This window comes from Micromonospora sp. NPDC004704 (assembly GCF_053601675.1).
Genome location: NZ_JBSGCD010000020.1, coordinates 95,890 through 114,001 on the forward strand (window position 1 = coordinate 95,890; position 18,112 = coordinate 114,001).

The 18,112-nt window shown below is 69.0% G+C and carries 22 protein-coding genes; 16 read left to right on the top strand and 6 right to left on the bottom strand.

Annotated elements, in window-relative coordinates:
• Positions 1 to 16 precede the first annotated feature (16 nt).
• The 7 genes from ACWEFB_RS24740 (at position 17) to ACWEFB_RS24770 (ending at position 5,839) form a co-directional block, all read left to right on the top strand.
• Complete coding sequence (locus ACWEFB_RS24740; protein WP_452289043.1) at positions 17 to 499, top strand: OsmC family protein; 483 nt, start codon at positions 17 to 19, stop codon at positions 497 to 499.
• 49 nt (positions 500 to 548) lie between these two features.
• Positions 549 to 1,745, top strand: a complete 1,197-nt coding sequence (locus ACWEFB_RS24745) for an endonuclease (protein WP_452289045.1) — start codon at positions 549 to 551, stop codon at positions 1,743 to 1,745.
• Positions 1,746 to 1,756: 11 nt separating this feature from the next.
• Positions 1,757 to 2,416, top strand: coding sequence for a phosphotransferase (locus ACWEFB_RS24750; RefSeq protein WP_452289047.1), 660 nt, complete (start codon positions 1,757 to 1,759; stop codon positions 2,414 to 2,416).
• A gap of 296 nt (positions 2,417 to 2,712) precedes the next feature.
• Positions 2,713 to 3,492 carry a TIGR03089 family protein gene (locus ACWEFB_RS24755; protein ID WP_452289049.1) on the top strand — a complete coding sequence of 260 codons (780 nt, stop codon included), beginning with the start codon at positions 2,713 to 2,715 and terminating at the stop codon, positions 3,490 to 3,492.
• A gap of 49 nt (positions 3,493 to 3,541) precedes the next feature.
• Positions 3,542 to 4,075 (top strand): YfbM family protein, encoded by a 534-nt coding sequence (locus ACWEFB_RS24760; protein WP_452289127.1) that lies wholly within the window; start codon positions 3,542 to 3,544, stop codon positions 4,073 to 4,075.
• 191 nt (positions 4,076 to 4,266) lie between these two features.
• On the top strand, positions 4,267 to 5,427 hold the full coding sequence (locus ACWEFB_RS24765) for an alkaline phosphatase PhoX (protein WP_452289051.1): 1,161 nt from the start codon (positions 4,267 to 4,269) through the stop codon (positions 5,425 to 5,427).
• A 121-nt stretch (positions 5,428 to 5,548) separates the two neighbouring features.
• Positions 5,549 to 5,839, top strand: coding sequence for a hypothetical protein (locus ACWEFB_RS24770; RefSeq protein WP_452289053.1), 291 nt, complete (start codon positions 5,549 to 5,551; stop codon positions 5,837 to 5,839).
• 7 nt (positions 5,840 to 5,846) lie between these two features.
• Here ACWEFB_RS24770 and ACWEFB_RS24775 read toward each other — a convergent pair whose 3' ends face one another.
• The 3 genes from ACWEFB_RS24775 to ACWEFB_RS24785 are packed head-to-tail and all read right to left on the bottom strand — an operon-like array spanning position 5,847 to position 7,218.
• On the bottom strand, positions 5,847 to 6,047 hold the full coding sequence (locus ACWEFB_RS24775; RefSeq protein WP_452289055.1) for a DUF397 domain-containing protein: 201 nt from the start codon (positions 6,045 to 6,047) through the stop codon (positions 5,847 to 5,849).
• A 30-nt stretch (positions 6,048 to 6,077) separates the two neighbouring features.
• Positions 6,078 to 6,266, bottom strand: a complete 189-nt coding sequence (locus ACWEFB_RS24780) for a DUF397 domain-containing protein (protein WP_452289057.1) — start codon at positions 6,264 to 6,266, stop codon at positions 6,078 to 6,080.
• A gap of 16 nt (positions 6,267 to 6,282) precedes the next feature.
• On the bottom strand, positions 6,283 to 7,218 hold the full coding sequence (locus tag ACWEFB_RS24785; RefSeq protein WP_452289059.1) for a helix-turn-helix domain-containing protein: 936 nt from the start codon (positions 7,216 to 7,218) through the stop codon (positions 6,283 to 6,285).
• Positions 7,219 to 7,320: 102 nt separating this feature from the next.
• Here ACWEFB_RS24785 and ACWEFB_RS24790 point away from each other — a divergent pair, with 102 nt between their 5' ends.
• The 9 genes from ACWEFB_RS24790 to ACWEFB_RS24830 all read left to right on the top strand — a co-directional run bounded on the left by ACWEFB_RS24790 (position 7,321) and on the right by ACWEFB_RS24830 (position 14,779).
• Positions 7,321 to 7,470 carry a hypothetical protein gene (locus ACWEFB_RS24790; protein WP_452289061.1) on the top strand — a complete coding sequence of 50 codons (150 nt, stop codon included), beginning with the start codon at positions 7,321 to 7,323 and terminating at the stop codon, positions 7,468 to 7,470.
• Positions 7,471 to 7,499: 29 nt separating this feature from the next.
• The gene (locus ACWEFB_RS24795) at positions 7,500 to 7,847 is read left to right on the top strand and encodes a DivIVA domain-containing protein (protein ID WP_452289063.1); all 348 of its coding nucleotides are present in this window, start codon (positions 7,500 to 7,502) and stop codon (positions 7,845 to 7,847) included.
• Positions 7,832 to 8,080, top strand: coding sequence for a flavin reductase (locus ACWEFB_RS24800; RefSeq protein WP_452289065.1), 249 nt, complete (start codon positions 7,832 to 7,834; stop codon positions 8,078 to 8,080). Before ACWEFB_RS24795 ends, ACWEFB_RS24800 begins: the two co-directional genes overlap by 16 nt.
• An 80-nt stretch (positions 8,081 to 8,160) precedes the next feature.
• The gene (locus tag ACWEFB_RS24805; protein ID WP_326560124.1) at positions 8,161 to 8,727 is read left to right on the top strand and encodes a plasmid pRiA4b ORF-3 family protein; all 567 of its coding nucleotides are present in this window, start codon (positions 8,161 to 8,163) and stop codon (positions 8,725 to 8,727) included.
• Positions 8,728 to 8,972: 245 nt separating this feature from the next.
• Positions 8,973 to 10,286: an ABC transporter substrate-binding protein gene (locus ACWEFB_RS24810; RefSeq protein ID WP_452289067.1), complete on the top strand. Its 1,314-nt coding sequence runs from the start codon at positions 8,973 to 8,975 to the stop codon at positions 10,284 to 10,286.
• A gap of 72 nt (positions 10,287 to 10,358) precedes the next feature.
• Entirely contained in the window at positions 10,359 to 11,345 is a 987-nt protein-coding gene (locus ACWEFB_RS24815) for a carbohydrate ABC transporter permease (RefSeq protein ID WP_326560122.1), read from the top strand.
• 10 nt (positions 11,346 to 11,355) lie between these two features.
• Positions 11,356 to 12,261, top strand: coding sequence for a carbohydrate ABC transporter permease (locus tag ACWEFB_RS24820; RefSeq protein WP_326560121.1), 906 nt, complete (start codon positions 11,356 to 11,358; stop codon positions 12,259 to 12,261).
• On the top strand, positions 12,258 to 13,649 hold the full coding sequence (locus ACWEFB_RS24825) for a GH1 family beta-glucosidase (RefSeq protein WP_452289070.1): 1,392 nt from the start codon (positions 12,258 to 12,260) through the stop codon (positions 13,647 to 13,649). Before ACWEFB_RS24820 ends, ACWEFB_RS24825 begins: the two co-directional genes overlap by 4 nt.
• Positions 13,650 to 13,732: 83 nt before the next feature.
• On the top strand, positions 13,733 to 14,779 hold the full coding sequence (locus ACWEFB_RS24830) for a LacI family DNA-binding transcriptional regulator (RefSeq protein ID WP_326560119.1): 1,047 nt from the start codon (positions 13,733 to 13,735) through the stop codon (positions 14,777 to 14,779).
• Between the two features lie 128 nt (positions 14,780 to 14,907).
• On the opposite strand, the gene ACWEFB_RS24835 is transcribed toward ACWEFB_RS24830, so the two are convergent.
• The 3 genes from ACWEFB_RS24835 to ACWEFB_RS24845 are packed head-to-tail and all read right to left on the bottom strand — an operon-like array spanning position 14,908 to position 17,999.
• Positions 14,908 to 16,125 carry an acyl-CoA dehydrogenase family protein gene (locus ACWEFB_RS24835; RefSeq protein ID WP_452289073.1) on the bottom strand — a complete coding sequence of 406 codons (1,218 nt, stop codon included), beginning with the start codon at positions 16,123 to 16,125 and terminating at the stop codon, positions 14,908 to 14,910.
• A gap of 37 nt (positions 16,126 to 16,162) precedes the next feature.
• The gene (locus ACWEFB_RS24840) at positions 16,163 to 16,858 is read right to left on the bottom strand and encodes a hypothetical protein (protein ID WP_452289075.1); all 696 of its coding nucleotides are present in this window, start codon (positions 16,856 to 16,858) and stop codon (positions 16,163 to 16,165) included.
• 4 nt (positions 16,859 to 16,862) lie between these two features.
• On the bottom strand, positions 16,863 to 17,999 hold the full coding sequence (locus ACWEFB_RS24845) for a phosphotransferase family protein (protein WP_452289077.1): 1,137 nt from the start codon (positions 17,997 to 17,999) through the stop codon (positions 16,863 to 16,865).
• Positions 18,000 to 18,112: the final 113 nt, after the last annotated feature.

Genomic DNA, 18,112 nt, shown 5'->3' on the forward strand with positions numbered 1-18,112 from the left:
GAGGGGTGGACCGCAGATGGCCCGACAGCACCGCTACGACACCGTCGTCACCTGGACCGGTAACCGGGGCACCGGCACCAGCGGGTACCGGGACTACCACCGCGACCACGAGGTGGCCGCCGACGGCCCGGTCACCATCGCCGGCAGTTCCGACCCGGCGTTCCGGGGGGACAGGACCCGGTGGAACCCGGAACAGTTGCTGGTCGCCTCGCTCTCGCAGTGTCACCTGCTCTGGTACCTGCACCTGTGCGCGGAGGCCGGGGTGGTGGTCACCGGCTACGTCGACCGGGCGGTGGGCGCGATGACCGAGGACGCCGACGGCGGCCGGTTCACCGAGGTGCTGCTCCGGCCCGAGGTGACCGTGGCCGAGCCGGCCATGGTCGAACCCGCGACCCGGCTGCACGCCGACGCGCACCGGGCCTGTTTCATCGCCAACTCGGTCAACTTCCCGGTACGCCACGAGCCGACCGTTGTCGTGGCCGCCACGCCGGAAGTATGACCATGCACGCATGACGTGAACGTGATGATCTCGATTAGCATCGCCAGATATGGATATCAGGAGGATCGCCGGCGCCCGTACGTGGCGACTGGCGGCCGGGCTCGCGCTCGTACTCGGGGTGGGGTTGCCGGTCGCGGCGATCTCGGCCTCGGCGGCGGCGAGCCTGACGGTGGCCGGCGCACTCGCCGCCCAGGACGGTAGGTCCGCTTCGGTCACCGGGTACGTCATCGGTCAGCCGACGGCCACCAACACGGTGCTCAGGTCGGGCTTCACCGGCGACACCGCCATCGCGATCGCCGACGTGGCGAGCGAGACCGCGACGTCGAGGATGCTCTACGTCCAGGTGACCAGCTCCTACCGGAGCACCTTCGGTCTCCAGTCCAATCCGAGCCTGCGCGGGCGGGTGGTCACCGTCACCGGGACGCTGACCGCGTACTTCGCCCACGGCGGGTTGAAGGATCCGACGGCGATGACCCTCGGCGGCTCCACCCCGACCCCCACTCCCACCCGTACCCCGACGGCCGGTCCGACCACGAGCCCACCGGGCGGTGACTACGACCGGACGTACTACGCGAGCGCGATCGGCAAGACCGGGCCCGCGCTGCGTACCGCCCTGCACAACGTGATCAGGGTCCAGACCAGGCTCACCTACGACCAGGTCTGGGAGGCGTTGAAGGACACCGACCAGGACCCGAGCAACTCGGGCAACGTCATCCTGCTCTACAGCGGGAGGTCGCAGAGCAAGAACACCAACGGGGGCAACCCGAACGACTGGAACCGCGAGCACGTCTGGGCCAAGTCGCACGGCGACTTCGGCACCGCGACCGGTCCCGGCACCGACGTACACCACCTGCGGCCCGAGGACGTCTCGGTCAACGCCTCCCGGGGCAACAAGGACTTCGACAGCGGCGGCAGCACCGTCGCTGAGGCACCGGGCAACTACACCGACAGCGACTCGTTCGAACCGCGCAACGCGGTCAAGGGCGACGTGGCCCGCATGATCATGTATATGGCGGTCCGGTACGAGGGCGGCGACGGCTGGCCCAACCTGGAGATGAACCAGTCGGTCAACAACGGCAGCAACCCGTACATCGGGAAGTTGTCGGTGCTGTTGCAGTGGAACCGGTCGGACCCGCCGGACGCCTTCGAGAAGCGCCGCAACCAGGTCATCTACGACGAGTGGCAGGGCAACCGCAACCCGTTCATCGACCACCCGGAGTGGGCGACGGCGATCTGGGGCAACTAGCGTCAGCAGCCGTGAACGAACCCACCCTGCTCGCCTCCGGTCGGGACGCCGACGTGTTCGCGCTCGACCGGAGGCGGGTCCTGCGCCGCTACCGCGACGGCGGTGACACCGCCCCGGAGGCGGCGGTGATGGCCTACCTCTCCGGCGCCGGCTATCCGGTGCCGGAGGTCCATTCCGCCGTCGGGCCCGAGATGGTCCTCGAACGACTCGACGGCGAAACCCTCCTGGACGCCCTGCTCGCCGGCCGGATCGACGTCGACCCGGCCGCCGACCTGCTGGTGGACCTGCACGACCGGCTGCACGCCCTGCCGGCCCGGCTCGGCACCGACCCGACCGACCGGATCCTGCACCTCGACCTGCATCCGCTGAACGTCATGCTGACCTCGCGCGGCCCGGTCGTGATCGACTGGCGCAACGCGGTCGAGGGACCGGCCGACTTCGACGTGGCGATGACCGCGCTGATCTTCGCCGAGGTCGCGGTCGGGGAGGACGTCCAACTCGCCGACCCCGGCCGGCTGGCACTGGCCGCCTTCCAGCAACGGGCGCAGCCGCCCCGGGCCAGCCAGCTCCGGCGGGCGTTGGACCTGCGCCGGGTCAATCCCACCCTCACCGCCACCGAGAAGGCCGCCCTCGACCGCGCCGCCGCCCTGGTCCGAACCCGCCCCGACTGACCCACCGCGCCCACCGCGCCCACCGCGCCCACCGCGCCCACCGCGCCCACCGCGCGCTCCGCCTGCGCTCCGCCTGCCGGCCTCCGTCCGTTCCGCCCGCTCCTGCCCCGCCGCGACTCCGTCCGTTCCTGCCGGCCGCCGTGCTTCCGGTCACGATGCGTAGCCTCGCTGGAAGCCGTATCGCGTTTTTCCTTTACATCCCCAGGCGAGTACGTACATCGTTTTTGATGTACGACAAATTCGCGTTACCGCTCCGGGTGAGTCCTTTTCGGGCGGGATTCGGTATCGTCGCCCTGATGGACGTGACTGCTGCACGCCGTACCGAGGAAGTTCCCGCCCTGCTGGACGCGGCGGCGGTCGACACCTCGCGGCCACTGCTCACCTATTGTGACGACGCGACCGGGGAGCGGACCGAGCTGTCCGTGGCCGAACTGGGCGGCTGGGTGGCCAGGACGGCGAACCTGCTCGTCGACGGCTGCCGGCTGAATCCCGGTGACCGCGCGGCGGTGCTGCTGCCGCCGCACTGGCAGACCGCCGCTGTGCTGCTCGGCGCCTGGTCGGCCGGCGTTTCGGTGGCCTTCCACCTGGCCGCGACCGCCGGTCTGCCGCGCATCGGCCCCGGCGCGGACCTGCCGGCCGACGTCACCTTCGTGGCCCACAACCGGCTCGACAACTGGCTGGAGGACGTACCCGAGGCGGAACACCAGTTCGTGCTCGGGCTCGCGCCGGGGGCCGAACCGATGCGCGAGGTGCCGGCCGGCTACCGGGACTACCTGGTCGAGGTCCGCGAGCACGGTGACAGCGCGCCGCCGTACGCCTCGGTCCGGCCGACCGACGCGGCCACGGTCGACGGCACCAGCTACCGCGAGTGGGCAACCGTGGCGCAGGGGATCGCCGAGTCCCACGACCTCCGGCCGGGCGATCGGGTGCTGGTCGACACTGCCGAGCAGGAACACCCGGTTTTCTGGCTGCTCGCCCCACTGTTCGCCGGTGCGTCGGTGATCCTCTGCCACAACCTCGCACCCGGCACCGCCGAATCCCGTGCCCGCACCGAAGGCGCCAACCGCATCTTCTGAGCGGCGTCGGATCCTGTCGGACCGTACGCCTAACCTGCCGTCCGTGAGCATGAACGGGAACTGGCTACGGGTGACGCCGGCCGAGCTGGCACGGGCAAAGGACGACCTCGACTGGGCGTACGACCTCGTCCGCGCCGCCCGGGAGGCTGATGACGACCGATCGTCGGGTACGGGCAAGGCGTGGCAGGCTTTCGCCTTCCTGCTGGAGCGTCGGGCTTTCGATGTCCCGATCGTGGAGGGCGCCGAGGGCTTCGTCGAATACCCCGACGCGGATCCGGAGGACGAGGAGTTCCAGGAGTTCCTCGAACATCTCGAGGAGTCGGGCAAGGACTGGGGCTACGGCCCGCCCCGCTACCTCACTCCGGAGCAGGTCGCCACGGCTGCGGCCGAACTCGCCACCATCACTCCGGAAGACCTGATCCGGGGCGTCGACCCGGCCGAGTTGCAGCGTGCCGACATCTACCCGAACCACTGGGACCGGCCCGACGAACTCGTCTGGGTCGCCCACTTCCTGCCCGACGCCCGCCGGTTCTTCGCCACCGCAGCCAAGCGCGGCAACGCCGTCATCTGCTGGATCAACTAACCGCTCGCCCACCGCCCCGCGCGGGCGCTCCGTGATCACGAAGAGTCTGACTCGCTATGACCGGCCAAGCTCTTCGTGATCAGAAGGGAGGGTGACGTTTCATATATTGATGACGGACGTTCATTTACGTTGCGTTGTCCGGCTACAGCGGATCGTTACGTTCCTCGGACCCCACCACCAAGGAGGTCCAGATGGATCGTCGGAACATGCTGCGCGCCACCGTGCTCGGCGCCGGCGCCGTAGCGCTCCCGTTCACCGCATGGTCGGCGGCGTACGCGGCACCGGCGCAGAACGCGACCGGCCCGTACGGTCCGCTCCAGGCCGCCAACAGCCACGGCATCCAGCTCCCGGCCGGGTTCACCAGTCAGATCGTTGCCCGCTCCGGCCAGGTGGTGCCCGGCACCTCGTACACCTGGCACAGCGCGCCCGACGGCGGCGCGGTGTACGCGAACGGCACCGGCTGGGTCTACGTCTCCAACTCCGAGACCAGCTCCGGCTCCGGCGGCGGCGCGTCCCGGATCCTGTTTAACTCCAGTGGCGCCGTCACCGGGGCGTCCCGGATCCTGTCCGGCACCAACAACAACTGCGCGGGCGGCAAGACCCCGTGGAACACCTGGTTGTCCTGCGAGGAGGTCGACCTCGGTCGGGTGTGGGAGACGTACCCGCTCGGTGGCACCGCCGTGGTGCGCCCGGCGATGGGCCGGTTCAAGCACGAGGCCGCCGCCGCCGACCCGGACCGGCGGGTCATCTACCTCACCGAGGACGAGACCAACGGCAAGCTCTACCGGTTCATCCCGAACACCTGGGGTGACCTGTCGGCCGGTGCGCTCCAGGTCCTGGTTGCCGGCAGCGCCACGTCCGGCTCGTTCAGCTGGGCCGCCGTACCCGACCCGGACGGCTCCCCGACCGTTACCCGGTCGCAGGTCTCCGGCGCCAAGTCGTTCAACGGCGGTGAGGGCTGCCACTACTCCAACAACACCCTGTGGTTCACCACCAAGGGCGACAACCGGGTCTGGCAGCTCAACCTCGCCAACAACACCTACGAACTCGCCTACGACGACAACCTCGTCAGCCCCGGCTCGGCGCCGCTGACCGGCGTCGACAACATCACCGGTTCCTCGTTCGGTGACCTCTACGTCGCCGAGGACGGCGGCAACATGGAGATCTGCGCGATCACCCCGGACGACAAGATCTCCGTGTTCCTCCGGATCACCGGCCAGGGCTCGTCGGAGATCTGCGGTCCCGCGTTCACCCCGGCCGGGAACCGGCTGTACTTCTCGTCCCAGCGCGGCACCTCGGGCTCCTCGTCCGGCGGCATCACGTACTGCGTCACCGGCCCGTTCCGCACCTGAACCGGAGCGTGCGGGGGATGACCACTCGTGTAGAGAAAGAGTGGTTATCCCCCGCCGGATAGCCACTCTTTCTCTACACGAGGCGACGCTTGTTCCGCCGCCCGGTGGTTAGCTGCGTGGTGTGGATGGTTACCGGGGTACGGCCTGGCTCGACTGGTGGACCAACTCGTCCCTGCGCTTCAGCACCGAGGTCACGGTGGTGATTAGCACCTCGGAGGCCGGTTGGGAGGCGACGGCTCACCTGGTCGAGGACGACGACCTGCAAGGATTCGAGATCCTTCGCGACCTCGATCCGCTCTTCAGCCTGCGATTCGCTGACGACAGCACGATCCCGGTGACCGTATGCCCGCTCGACAACAACGGCGTAGGTTTCACCCTCAGCGAATACCGGGACGAGCCCGAAGACGACTGACCTGGGACTACCCGGCCGGCTGCGCGTGGCGTAGGCCGTGCACAAAAGCCGCCCAGCCCGACCGGTCGAACGTGAGCACCGGTCCGTCCGCGTCCTTGCTGTCGCGTACACCGACCGCGTCCCGGAGATCGGCTACCTCGACACAGTCTCCGTTGCCGCCGCCACTGGAGCGTGTGCTTTTCCGCCACTCGGCACTGTGAAGCTCCACTGCTGCCCATCCCTACGTCGCGGGGACCGTTCAGCTGTCGCGAGCGCCGAGACCGCCGACGAACGCTGTCCAGCTGGCGCGGTCGATCGTGAGCACCGGCCCGTCGGCGTCCTTGCTGTCGCGTACGCCGACCGCGTTCCTGAGATCGGCCACCTCGACGCACTGGCCGTTGGTCTGGCTCCTGGTGCTCTTGCGCCACTCGGCGCCGGTCAGCTCCACAGCGGTTCTCCTTCGCCTACGTCAACTCGTACGCAATCGCCGCGATCAGGTCCCGTGTCTTGGCGGAGCTGAGCGCAGACGAGTGCAGGTGCGTGTAGGCAACGGTAACCCGTCTCATGTCCTCCTCCTTCTCCAAGTACACGTCTCCGGCGAAGCTCTCCACGTAGGCAACTGGCGTGTGGACCTCTTCCGGGAATTCCAGTATCGATACCGAACCGAGCATGCCGGGGTGAGCGCCCTCGCTGAACGGCAGGGCCTGGACGTTGATGTTCTTGCGCTGGGACAGCGTGACGAGATGTTCGAGCTGGGCGCGCATGACGGCGGGTCCGCCGACTACCCGGCGCAACGCGCCTTCGTCGATGATTGCCCAGAGTTGAACCGGCGGATCCTCGACCAGGCACTCCTGCCGCGCCATCCGCACCTGGAGTCGCCTGCTCAGCTCCTCCGGGCTGTCGTTGAGGCGTTGTTGATCGAACAGAGCCCTGGTGTAGTCCTCGGTCTGAAGCAGGCCGGGTACGGCGGCCAGTTCGAAGTTCCGGATCGCCGTGGCGGCCGACTCGAGTCCGATGTACATGCTGTACGGGTTCGGCAGTTGGCCGTATTTCGCCCACCACCCGCGTTCCTTGCCCTGCTTCTGTAGGTCAAGGGCGGTCTGGCGCTGGCGTTCGTCGGTGATCCCGTAGCGGTTGAGCATCACGATGACGTCGGACCGGCTCGTGCCGACGTCGCCCGACTCGATCTTGTAGATCTTCGAGGCGGAGCAGCCCAACTCGGCCGCGATCTCCGCGTGGTCCACTGCGGCTTTCTCGCGCAGTTGTCGCAACTGCCCGCCGAGTTGCCAGCGAGCGATGGTGGGGCCGCTTGCCCTCGCCACGTGTACCTCCCAATGAGCGGTCATGGTCAGTCTCGCCTCCCGGTCCTCCAAGTACAAGCTCGGATCGAAGAGTCTCACGAACTAATCTTCCATGGAAGTCTCGACTTCCCAGATTTGCTTTGGCACGATGACTTTCGATCGGCCTTGGCGACTTCGATCAGACGAGGGGATGTCGTGTCGATGTATCAGGTGGGATTCGCGGTGGTGGGGGCGGTGTTGCTCGGCTTCGTCGCCGGGCTGGTGACCTATCGGAAGTCGCGGTGCTGGTGCACGGTCTGCGGCTCGGGACTGCGCTGCCTCACCTGCCTGCGCCTGGGCCACCTGGAATGAGTCGGATCGCAGGGCCGAGAGGGGGCCGGATGGATCGGAACGCGGGGCGGAATGGCGTCTACCGGGGCGGCCGGGGGCGCCTGGTCCCGGTGGACGTCCGGGGCATCTCCTTCGGGTGGACCCGGATCGGGCGGCGGGGTTATGCGCCGGCCGAGGTGCGGGGCTTCCTGTGGCGGGTCGAGCGGGAACTCTCCGCGCTGTACCGGGAGTTGGCCGCGGCGCACGACGAGGCCGAGCACCACCGGGCGGCGCTGCGCGAATGGCAGTCGCGGCACGGTAGCTGTCCGCGCGAGGCGCCGGCTGATCGGCGTACGGCGGAAGGGGCGACGACCGGCGACCGGCGCAACCAACGGGGCTGGCCGTGGCTGACGCGTTGATCCATGCCCCGATCAGGCCGACCTGGCTGTGTCGGGCCTGCGGGAGTCCGTGGCCGTGCCTGACCCGCAAGCGGCAGCTCAAGGTGCTGTTCCAGTGCGACGCCGTACGGATGCGCCGGCACCTGGTGCGTTATCTGGCCGACGCGGTAGCCGACCTCGGCGAGTCGAGCACCCGGCAGCTCACCGAGCGGTTGCTCGGCTGGTGTGACCGTCCGCTGCCGCGTCCGCCGTGAAAGTTCTGCACCACGAGAGATAGATTTTGGGCTATTCCGTTGAGTCTGCGTTACGCCGCTGACCTGCGTGGTATTGATTGATGGTGCGTGAACTGTCGAGCCCGCAACGGCAGATCTTCCAACTGAAGGTCTCGCTTTCCGATGTCACGCCCGTGGTGTGGCGGCGGGTGCTGGTGCCGGGTGGTTACACCCTGGACCGGCTGCACCGCGTCCTCCAGCACGTGATGGGTTGGCAGGACTGCCACCTGCACTCGTTCGAGATCGACGGTCTCCAGTACGGCGAGCCCGACCCGGAGGGTGAGCTGACCCTGCGCGACGAGCTGGACACCCGGCTCGACGCGGTGGTCGGCAAGGGGAGCAGGTTCCGCTACACCTACGACTTCGGTGACTGGTGGGAGCACGACGTCACGGTCGAGGACGCGTTCGGTGCCGATCCGGGGGAGCGGTACCCGATCTGTGTGAGCGGTGCCCGTGCCTGCCCGCCGGAGGACGTGGGTGGTGCGTTCGGTTACCGGACCTTCCTGGTCGCGCTGGCCGATCCCGACCATCCGGACCACGAGTCGATGCGGGAGTGGATCGGCCGGTCCTTCGACGCGGAGGCGTTCGCTGCCGACCGTGCGACCACGTTGACCCGCCGGCTCTGCTGAATGCTGCGGCGGCTCCGTAACACCTTCTTCGCTCTTTGTGACCTTGGGCGGCGGCGGTAACGAAATGGGAACGCTCCCATCGGGGTATTGACACCCCGGAAACCCCCCGGCAATCTCATGGGAGCGCTCCCGGCCTGTGTGGCTCGCGCCACAGCATCGATCCACGATCTTCGTCCGGGTAGCCATCCCCAACCCGTACCACCGCGCCCCCCACCACACATACATGCGACCTGAGAGGGGTCAGGATGAGCGTCACGTCCCGCCGTCGGCGGTTCGCGGCAATCGCGATCGCGTCCGTCGCCGTGTTCGCCACGACGGCCTGTGGCGACGACTCGTCAAGCGAGCCGGCCGATCCCAACGCGCCCATCACCCTGATCGTCGACGTCTTCGGCGACCAGGGCTTCGGGTACGAGAGCCTGTACGAGGCGTACAAGAAGGACCACCCGAACGTCACGATCCAGGAACGCGGCAAGGGCCTCGGCCTGGGCGACTACAACACCCGGCTGACCCAGCAGATCACCGCCGGCTCCGGCGCCGGTGACATCGTCGCCCTCGAAGAGGGCACGATCGTGCAGTTCTACGCGCAGGCCGACAAGTTCGTGAACCTGGCCGACGAGGGTGCGAGCGGCCTCAAGGCCAACTACCTGCCGTGGAAGTGGGAGCAGGGCACCACCCCGGACGGCAAGATCCTCGGCCTCGGCACCGACGTCGGCTCGATGGCGATCTGCTACCGCACCGACCTGTTCAAGGCCGCCAACCTGCCGACCGACCGCGAAGAGGTCGGCGCGCTCTGGCCGACCTGGGACGCGTTCATCGAACAGGGGAAGAAGTTCGCCGCCACCGACCAGAAAAACAAGTTCGTCGACTCGGCGACCAACTTCTTCAACGTCGTACTGAGCCAGACGGCGGGCGCCGGCACCGGCTACACGTACTACGACAAGAGCAACAAGCTGGTGCTGGACACGAACCCGGACGTCAAGACCGCGTTCAACCTGACCACCAAGATGATCGAGGCGAAGCTCTCCAACAACCTCCAGTCGTTCTCCAACGAGTGGAACGCCGGCTTCAAGAACGGCACCTTCGCCACCATCGCCTGCCCCGCCTGGATGACCGGGACGATCAAGGGTCAGGCCGGTGACGCGGCGGCCGGCAAGTGGGATGTGGCCAAGGCTCCCGGCAGCGGCGGCAACTGGGGCGGCAGCTTCCTCGCCGTACCGAAGTCGAGCAAGCACCAGAAGGCGGCGGCGGAGCTGGCCAAGTACCTGACCAGCACGCAGAGCCAGATCGAGGTGTTCAAGAAGCTGGGCAACCTGCCCTCGCAGCCGGCCGCGCTGAGCGACCCGGCGGTGACCGCGGCGACCAACGCGTACTTCAGCAACGCGCCGGTCGGCAAGATCTTCGCCGCCGGTGCCACCGAGCTGAAGCCGGTCTACCTCGGCCCGAAGAACCAGGCCGTACGGACCGCGGTGGAGAACGCGCTGCGCGCGGTCGAGCAGGGACAGGCCGCCGACGCGGCCTGGCAGGACGCGTTGAAGAACGGTGCGGCCGCCGGTAAGTGACCCCGGCCGTGAGCGCGGGTGGCGCCGACAGGTTCGCCCTGTCGGCGCCACGCCCTAGTTGAAGGACTTCCGATGAGCCTGGATCTCGACCCGGCCCCGCCGACCGGCCGGCACAGCCACCGGACGGACGACGAGCGGGGACCCCGGCGTGCCCCCCGACGTTCGCTCACCCGGCTGGACCTCAAGGTCTCGCCCTACCTGTACATCCTGCCGTTCTTTGTCATCTTCGCGATCTTCAGCGCCTATCCGATCGGTTACACCGTCTGGATCGCGCTGACCGACCGGTCGCCGATGAACGCCACCATCAGCTTCGTCGGCCTGGACAACTTCGTCGAGATCGGCCAGGACCCGCAGTTCTGGAACGCGGTGGTCAACACCTTCGGCATGTTCGCCATGTCGACCGTGCCGCAGTTGCTGATCGCGCTGCTGCTGGCCAACGCCCTGAACCGGCGGATCAAGGGCCAGACCTTCTTCCGGATGGCCATCGCGATGCCGATCATCACCTCCACCGCGGTGGTGGCGCTGATCTTCTCGATGATCTACTCCCGGGAGTTCGGCCTGGCCAACTGGCTGCTCGACCTGGTCGGGATCGATCCGATCGACTGGCGGGCCAACCGGTACGCCTCCTGGTTCGCCATCTCCACCATGGTCGACTGGCGGTGGGTCGGCTACAACGCGCTGATCTACCTGGCCGCTATGCAGTCGATCAACAAGGACGTCTACGAGGCCGCGGCGCTCGACGGCGCGTCCAAGACCCGGCAGTTCTGGTCGATCACCATCCCGCAGCTCCGCCCGACGATCATCTTCACGCTGATCATCTCGACCATCGGCGGTCTCCAGCTCTTCACCGAACCGCTGCTGTTCACCAGCGGTTCCGGCGGCATCTCCGGCGGCTCGCAGGGTCAGTTCCAGACGATCACCATGTACCTGCTCGACGTCATGAACACCCGGTTCCGGTGGGGGTACGCCGGTGCGGTGGCGCTCGTGCTCTTCGTGCTGATCGCGGCCATGTCGGCGATCAACTACCTGTTGGCCCGCCGCATCAGCTCGGACAAGTGAGGACCCGACGATGACTACGACGACGCTCGGGCCCCGGCCCTCGCCACTCACCCCGCCAAAGGGGCGCCCGCCTCGCAACCGTGCCGAGCGGCTCTGGAAGGCCAGCCCGCTGACCTGGGTCGGCCTGGTCTTCGCGGTGATCCTGTCGCTGTTCCCGTTCTACTGGATGATCGTCATCGCCTCGCGTACGAACGACGCGGCCAACTCCTGGCCACCGCCGTTCCTGCCCGGTGGCAAGCTCGGCGAGAACATCGAACGGGTGCTCGCCAACGGGGACGCGAACATCGTCAAGGGGCTGATGAACTCGTTCCTCGTCTCCGGCACGATCACCATCGCCACCGTCTTCTTCGGCTCGCTCGCCGGCTTCGCCTTCGCCAAGCTGCGGTTCAAGGGCAAGAACGCGCTGCTCCTGATCATCCTCGCCTCGATGATGGTGCCGATCCAGCTCGGGGTGCTCCCGCTCTACATCCTGATGGCGAAGCTCGAGTGGCTCAACACCATGCCGTCGGTGACCGTACCGTTCCTGATCGGCGGTTTCGGGATCTTCATGATGCGCCAGTACGCCGAACAGGCGGTCCCGAACGAGCTGATCGAGGCGGCCCGGGTCGACGGCTGCTCCACCTGGCGGGTCTACTGGCACGTGGTCGCCCCGGCCCTGCGCCCGGCTGCCGCCGTACTCGGGCTGCTCACCTTCATGGAGCAGTGGAACCAGTTCTTCTGGCCGTTCGTCGTGCTGGCCGATCCGGCCAACCCGACCGTGCAGATCTCCCTGCGTAGCCTCAACTCGGCCTACTTCGCCGACAACTCGCAGATCTTCGCCGGCACGTTGATCGCGACGCTGCCGTTGTTCGTCGTGTTCGTACTCTTCGGCCGCCAGATCATCGGCGGCATCATGGAAGGCGCCGTCAAGTCGTGACCAACGAGCTCATCTTCCCGAGCACCTTCCTCTGGGGTGCCGCCACCGCGGCGTACCAGATCGAGGGTGGTGCCACCGAGGGTGGCCGTACCCCTTCGATCTGGGACACCTTCAGCCACACCCCCGGTCTCACCAAACAGGGGCACACCGGCGACGTCGCCTGCGACCACTTCCACCGGTTCCGTGACGACATCAAGCTGATGGCCGAAATGGGGCTGAAGTCGTACCGGTTCTCCCTGTCCTGGACCCGGATCCAGCCCGGCGGTGTCGGCCCGGTCAACCCCGAGGGGGTGGACTTCTACCAGCGGCTGGTGGACGACCTGCTCGAGCACGACATCGAGCCGTGGGTGACGCTCTACCACTGGGACCTGCCCCAGCCGTTGCAGGACGCCGGTGGCTGGCCGCTGCGGGACACCGCCGAACGGTTCGCCGACTACGCGGTGCTGGCCCACCACGCCCTCGGCGACCGGGTCCGCTACTGGACCACCCTGAACGAGCCGTGGTGCTCGGCCTTCCTCGGGTACGGCTCCGGGGCGCACGCCCCCGGACTCAGCGACCCGGAGGCGGCGGTCCAGGCCGGTCACCACCTGATGCTCGGCCACGGTCTCGCCGTACGCGCGATCAAGGAGGCCCGGCCCGACCACGACCTGGGCATCACGCTCAACCTGTACGCGGTCTCGCCGGAGCGGGACACCCCCGCCGACGCGGACGCCGCCCGGCGCATCGACGGGCTGGCCAACCGGTTCTTCCTCGACCCGATCCTGCTCGGCGAGTACCCGCCGGACGTGGTCGAGGACCTGGCCCAGGTGACCGACTTCAAGCACGTACGCGACGGCGACATGGAGATCATCTCCACCCCGCTCTCGGTGCTCGGGATCAACTACTACAGCCGGCACGTGGTGGCCGCCCCGATCGAGGGGGTGGAGCCGGAGCCGTACTGGCGGGCGCCGTCGAACTGGCCCGGCAGCGAGCATGTCCGGTTTGTCACCCGGGGTGTGCCGGTGACCGACATGAACTGGGAGATCGACGCCCCCGGCCTGGTCGAGGTGCTGGAGCGGGTGCACCGGGAGTACCCCGAGCTGCCGCTCTACATCACCGAGAACGGGGCCGCCTTCGTCGACGAGGTGGTCGACGGTGAGGTCGACGACATCGACCGGGTTGCCTACTTCGACGCCCACCTGAGGGCCTGCCACACCGCGATCTCTTCGGGCGTGCCATTGCGTGGGTACTTCGCCTGGTCCCTGATGGATAATTTCGAATGGGCATGGGGCTACACGAAGCGCTTCGGCATGATCCACATTGACTACGACAGTCAGCTTCGTACCCCCAAGTCCAGTGCCAGGTGGTACGCCGACGTGATCCGACGTAACGGTCTGGCCGCACAATAACCGGGGCCAGCCAGTAACCGGGGTGTCGGCACCAACCCGCGCCGGGTCGGTGCCGACCCACCCCACCGTCGGAGGAGCACACCATGACAACCCAGCGCACCCGGTCACTCGGGCGGCCCACCCTGGACGCGGTCGCCGCCCGTGCCGGGGTCGGCCGGGGCACGGTCTCCCGCGTCGTGAACGGGTCACCCCAGGTGAGCCCGGAAGCGCGGGCAGCGGTCCAACAGGCCATCGCCGAGCTGGGCTACGTACCCAACCGCGCCGCCCGCGCGCTGGTCACACAGCGTACGGACTCCGTCGCGCTGGTCGTGTCGGAGTCGGAGGAGCGGGTCTTCGGCGAACCGTTCTTCGCCGGCATCGTCCGCGGCATCAGCTCCGGACTGCTCGACACCCCGATGCAGCTCTGGCTCGCCATGGCCCAGTCACCGGCGGAACGGGAGCGGGTCGAGCACCACCTCACCCCGCAGCACGTCGACGGCGTACTCCTGCTCTCCCTGCACGACTCCGACCCGCTGCCGACCCTGCTGGAGCAGCGGTCCCTGCCGGCGGTCCTCGGCGGTCGCCCGGCCAGGATGCTGCAACCCGGCGCCCAGGCCGCCTACTTCGTCGACGTGGACAACGCCGGTGGAGCCCGGCAGGCGGTCGAATACCTGGTGGAGAAGGGTCGGACCAAGGTCGCCACGATCGCCGGACCGCAGGACATGGGCGTCGGGGTGGCCCGGCTCGCCGGTTACCGCCAGGCCGTGCAGGCCAGCGGCCGGCCGGTCAGCGAACACCTCATCGCGTACGGCGATTTCAGTGAGAGCAGCGGCACCGCGGCCATGCGGCGGCTGCTCGAACAGTGCCCGGACCTCGACGCGGTTTTTGTCGCCTCCGACCTGATGGCCTGCGGCGCCCTGCGGGCCCTGCGCGACGCGGGTCGGCGGGTTCCCGAGGACGTGTCGGTGGTCGGCTTCGAGGACGCGCCGATCGCCCGCCAGTCCGACCCGCCGCTGACCACCGTGTACCAGCCGGTCGAGGAGATGGGCCGCCAGATGGCCCGCCTGCTGATGTCCCGCATCCGCCACGAGGACCTGCAAACCCCCTACATCCTCCTCGACACCCACCTGGTCCACCGCGCCTCCGCCTAACCCTCCCACCCCCCAAGATCCCCCACTCTTGTAGAGAAAGAGTGGTTATTCGGGGCGCGATAGGCACTCTTTCTCTACATGAGGCGCTCGGGAGGGGCGGGAGGGCGGCGCGCTCGGGAGGGGCGGGGTCAGGCGGGGGACCAGCGGCGGAGTTCGCGGCGGGCGAGGGAGGCGCGGTGGACCTCGTCGGGGCCGTCGGCGAGGCGCAGGGTGCGGGCCTGGGCCCAGAGGGCGGCAAGCGGGGTGTCCTGGCTGACGCCGGCGGCGCCGTGGGCCTGGATCGCCTTGTCGATCACCCACTCGGCCATCGCCGGGGTGGCGATCTTGATGGCCTGGATCTCGATGTGGGCACCCCGGTTGCCGACCGTGTCCATCAGCCACGCGGTCTTGAGCACCAGCAACCGGGCCTGCTCGATCCGAACCCGTGACTCGGCGATCCAGTCCCGGATCACCCCCTGCTCGGCCAGCGGCCGACCGAACGCGACCCGCTCCGACGTACGCCGGCAGAGCAGCTCCAGCGCCCGTTCCGCCATCCCGACCAGGCGCATGCAGTGGTGGATCCGCCCCGGCCCGAGCCGTGCCTGGGCGATCGAAAACCCGTCCCCGGCCGAACCGACCAGGTTCTCCGCCGGCACCCGTACGCCGTCGAAGCTGACCTCGGCGTGCCCGCCGTGCGCCCCGTCGGTGTAACCGAAGACGGTCATCCCGCGCTCGACCGTCACGCCGGGCGTGTTCCGGGGGACCAGCACCATGCTCTGCTGCCGGTGCCGCTCGGCGCCCGGATCCGTCTTGCCCATCACGATGAAGATCTCGCACCGGGGGTCCATCGCACCGGACGACCACCACTTGCGCCCGGTCACCACGTACTCGTCGCCGTCGCGTTCGATCCGGGTCGCGATGTTCGTCGCGTCCGACGAGGCCACCTCGGGCTCGGTCATGCAGAACGCGGACCGGATCTCCCCGTCGAGCAGCGGACGCAGCCACCGTTCCCGCTGCTCCGGCGAGCCGAACTCGGCCAGCAGCTCCATGTTGCCGGTGTCCGGCGCGGCGCAGTTGAGCGCCTCCGGCGCCAGGTACGGGCTGTGCCCGGTCAGCTCGGCCAGCGGCGCGTACTGGAGGTTGGTCAGGCCGGCGCCGTACTCGGGATCGGGCAGGAAGAGGTTCCACAGGCCCCGCTTGCGCGCCTGGGCCTTGAGTTCGTCGAGCACCGGGGGCCGGGTCCACGGGTCGGCCGCCCCGGCCACCTGGGCAGCGTGCACCGGCTCGGCCGGATAGACATGGTCGACCATGAAGTCGCCCAGCGCCTCGTGCAGTTCGGCCGTACGGGCGTCGAATCCGAAGTCCATCTGCTTTCCTCCTTGTGCTCAGGGGGTCTCCGAGGGCTCAGCCGAGTTCCGAGGGTTGCGGGAAGCCGCCGTGCCACAGCCCGTACCCGACCAGCACCAGCACCGCCGGGGCGTACGCGACCAGCAGCAGCCGGCCCAGCCCGGCCCGGGTCGACCAGCCCCAGCCGCAGCCGACGATCGCGACCACCAGACCGAAGACCGCCGTGCCGCCCTCCAGCGAGTTCGTCGCGTGGGTGAGCCCGACCAGCAGCGCCAGCAGGTAACCCCCGATCCCGTGCGGCGGGGCGGACCGGGCGAAGGTGGCGGCCAGCGCACCGAGGACGAGCGCGGCTCCCGCGTACCAGAGGTAGTGCCCGACCACCTCGTCCCAGAGGTGGGACGCCGGTCCCGGCGCCACGTTCCCGATCGAGTTCGCGGCCACGTGCACGCCCTTACCCTCGGCGTAGACCAGCGCGCCGACCAGGTAGACCGCCCACACCGTCCGCCGCGCGCCGCCGGCCGCGAGCGCCACCGCCGCCGGGACCAGCACCGCGTACGGCACCAGCAGCTCGGCCCAGTCGGCCCACCGGGTCGGGCCGACCGTACCGAGCCCGCCGAGCGCCCCGCCGAGATGGTGCAGCAGCCCGTACGCGAGGGCGAAGACGACCAGCGCCTGCCGAGCGGGGGCCGGGGCCCGGGGCGTTTGGTCCTCGCCGGGCGGGCGCATCGGTGCGCGGGATTCCGCGTCGGCCACCGCGTCAGCCCCGGGGTACGGCGGTCAGCCCGTGCTCGACCAGCGGGAATACCATCTCGCCGATCCGGTCGAAGCCGTCGCCCACGGTCTGCCCGAGCGTGTGCCGGTAGTGGATGCCCTCGCAGATCACCGCGAGCTTGAAGCAGCCGAGCGCGATGTGCCAGTCCAGCGGGCCGACGTCGACGTCGCTGCGGTCGGCGTACCGCTCGATCAACTCGGCACCGGACGGGAACCCGGCCCGGGGGCCGAGGCCGTCGGCGACCGGGTTGCCGACCGTCTCCTCCCGGTCACCGAGCACATCCCAGTACGTCAGCAGCAGCCCGAGGTCGGCCAGCGGGTCGCCGAGGGTGGCCATCTCCCAGTCCAGCACCGCCCGGATGGTCGCCGCCGCCGGCTCCGCGTTCTCCTCGGGACCGGCCTCGGCCAGCAGGTTGTCCAGGCGGTAGTCGCCGTGCACGATCCGGCCCGCGTTGGCGCCCTCCGGTGCGGTGGCAGCCAGCCGCTCGCGCAGTTCCGCCATGCCGGGCAGGGGTCGGCTGCGGGACTGGTCGAGCTGTCCGCCCCAGCGGCGTACCTGCCGGGCGAGGAAACCCTCGGGGCGGCCGAAGTCGGCCAGGCCGACCGAGGCGGGGTCGACCCCGTGCAGCACGGCCAGGGTGTCCATCATCGCGAGCGCCAACGCACGCCGCTGACCCGGGCCGAGCCGGTCGGTCTGCGCCCGATCGCGGTAGACCACCCCGGGCACCCACTCCATCAGGTAGAACGGGGCCCCGATCACCGTGTCGTCCGGGCAGAGCAGCAGCGCGGCCGGGACCGGGACACCGGTGCCGGACAGGGCGGAGATCACCCGGAACTCGCGGGCCATGTCGTGCGCGGTGGCCAGGACGTGGCCCAGCGGGGGACGGCGCAGCACGAACTCGCGGGCACCGGCGCGTACCCGGTAGGTCAGGTTGGACCGGCCACCGGGGATCAGCCGGGCCCACGGTGCCCCGTCGACCAGGTCGGGACGGTGGACGCTCAGGTGCCCGGCGAGCCGGTCGAGATCGAGACCGGCCGGCGACTCCTCCGTCGGTACGGGCCCCGGAACCGGGGCGGGCGACGTCGGCTCCGGCCGGACGGCGCTGCCCGGCGGCTCGGTCATCCGAACAGTTGATGGCACCTGGGCCAACTTGTCAAGGACGGGTGTTTGCGGCCGGGACATGGTGCGGCAACAGGGGCGAAATGGTCAGCGGGCAATCTTGGTTCAGGTAAAGC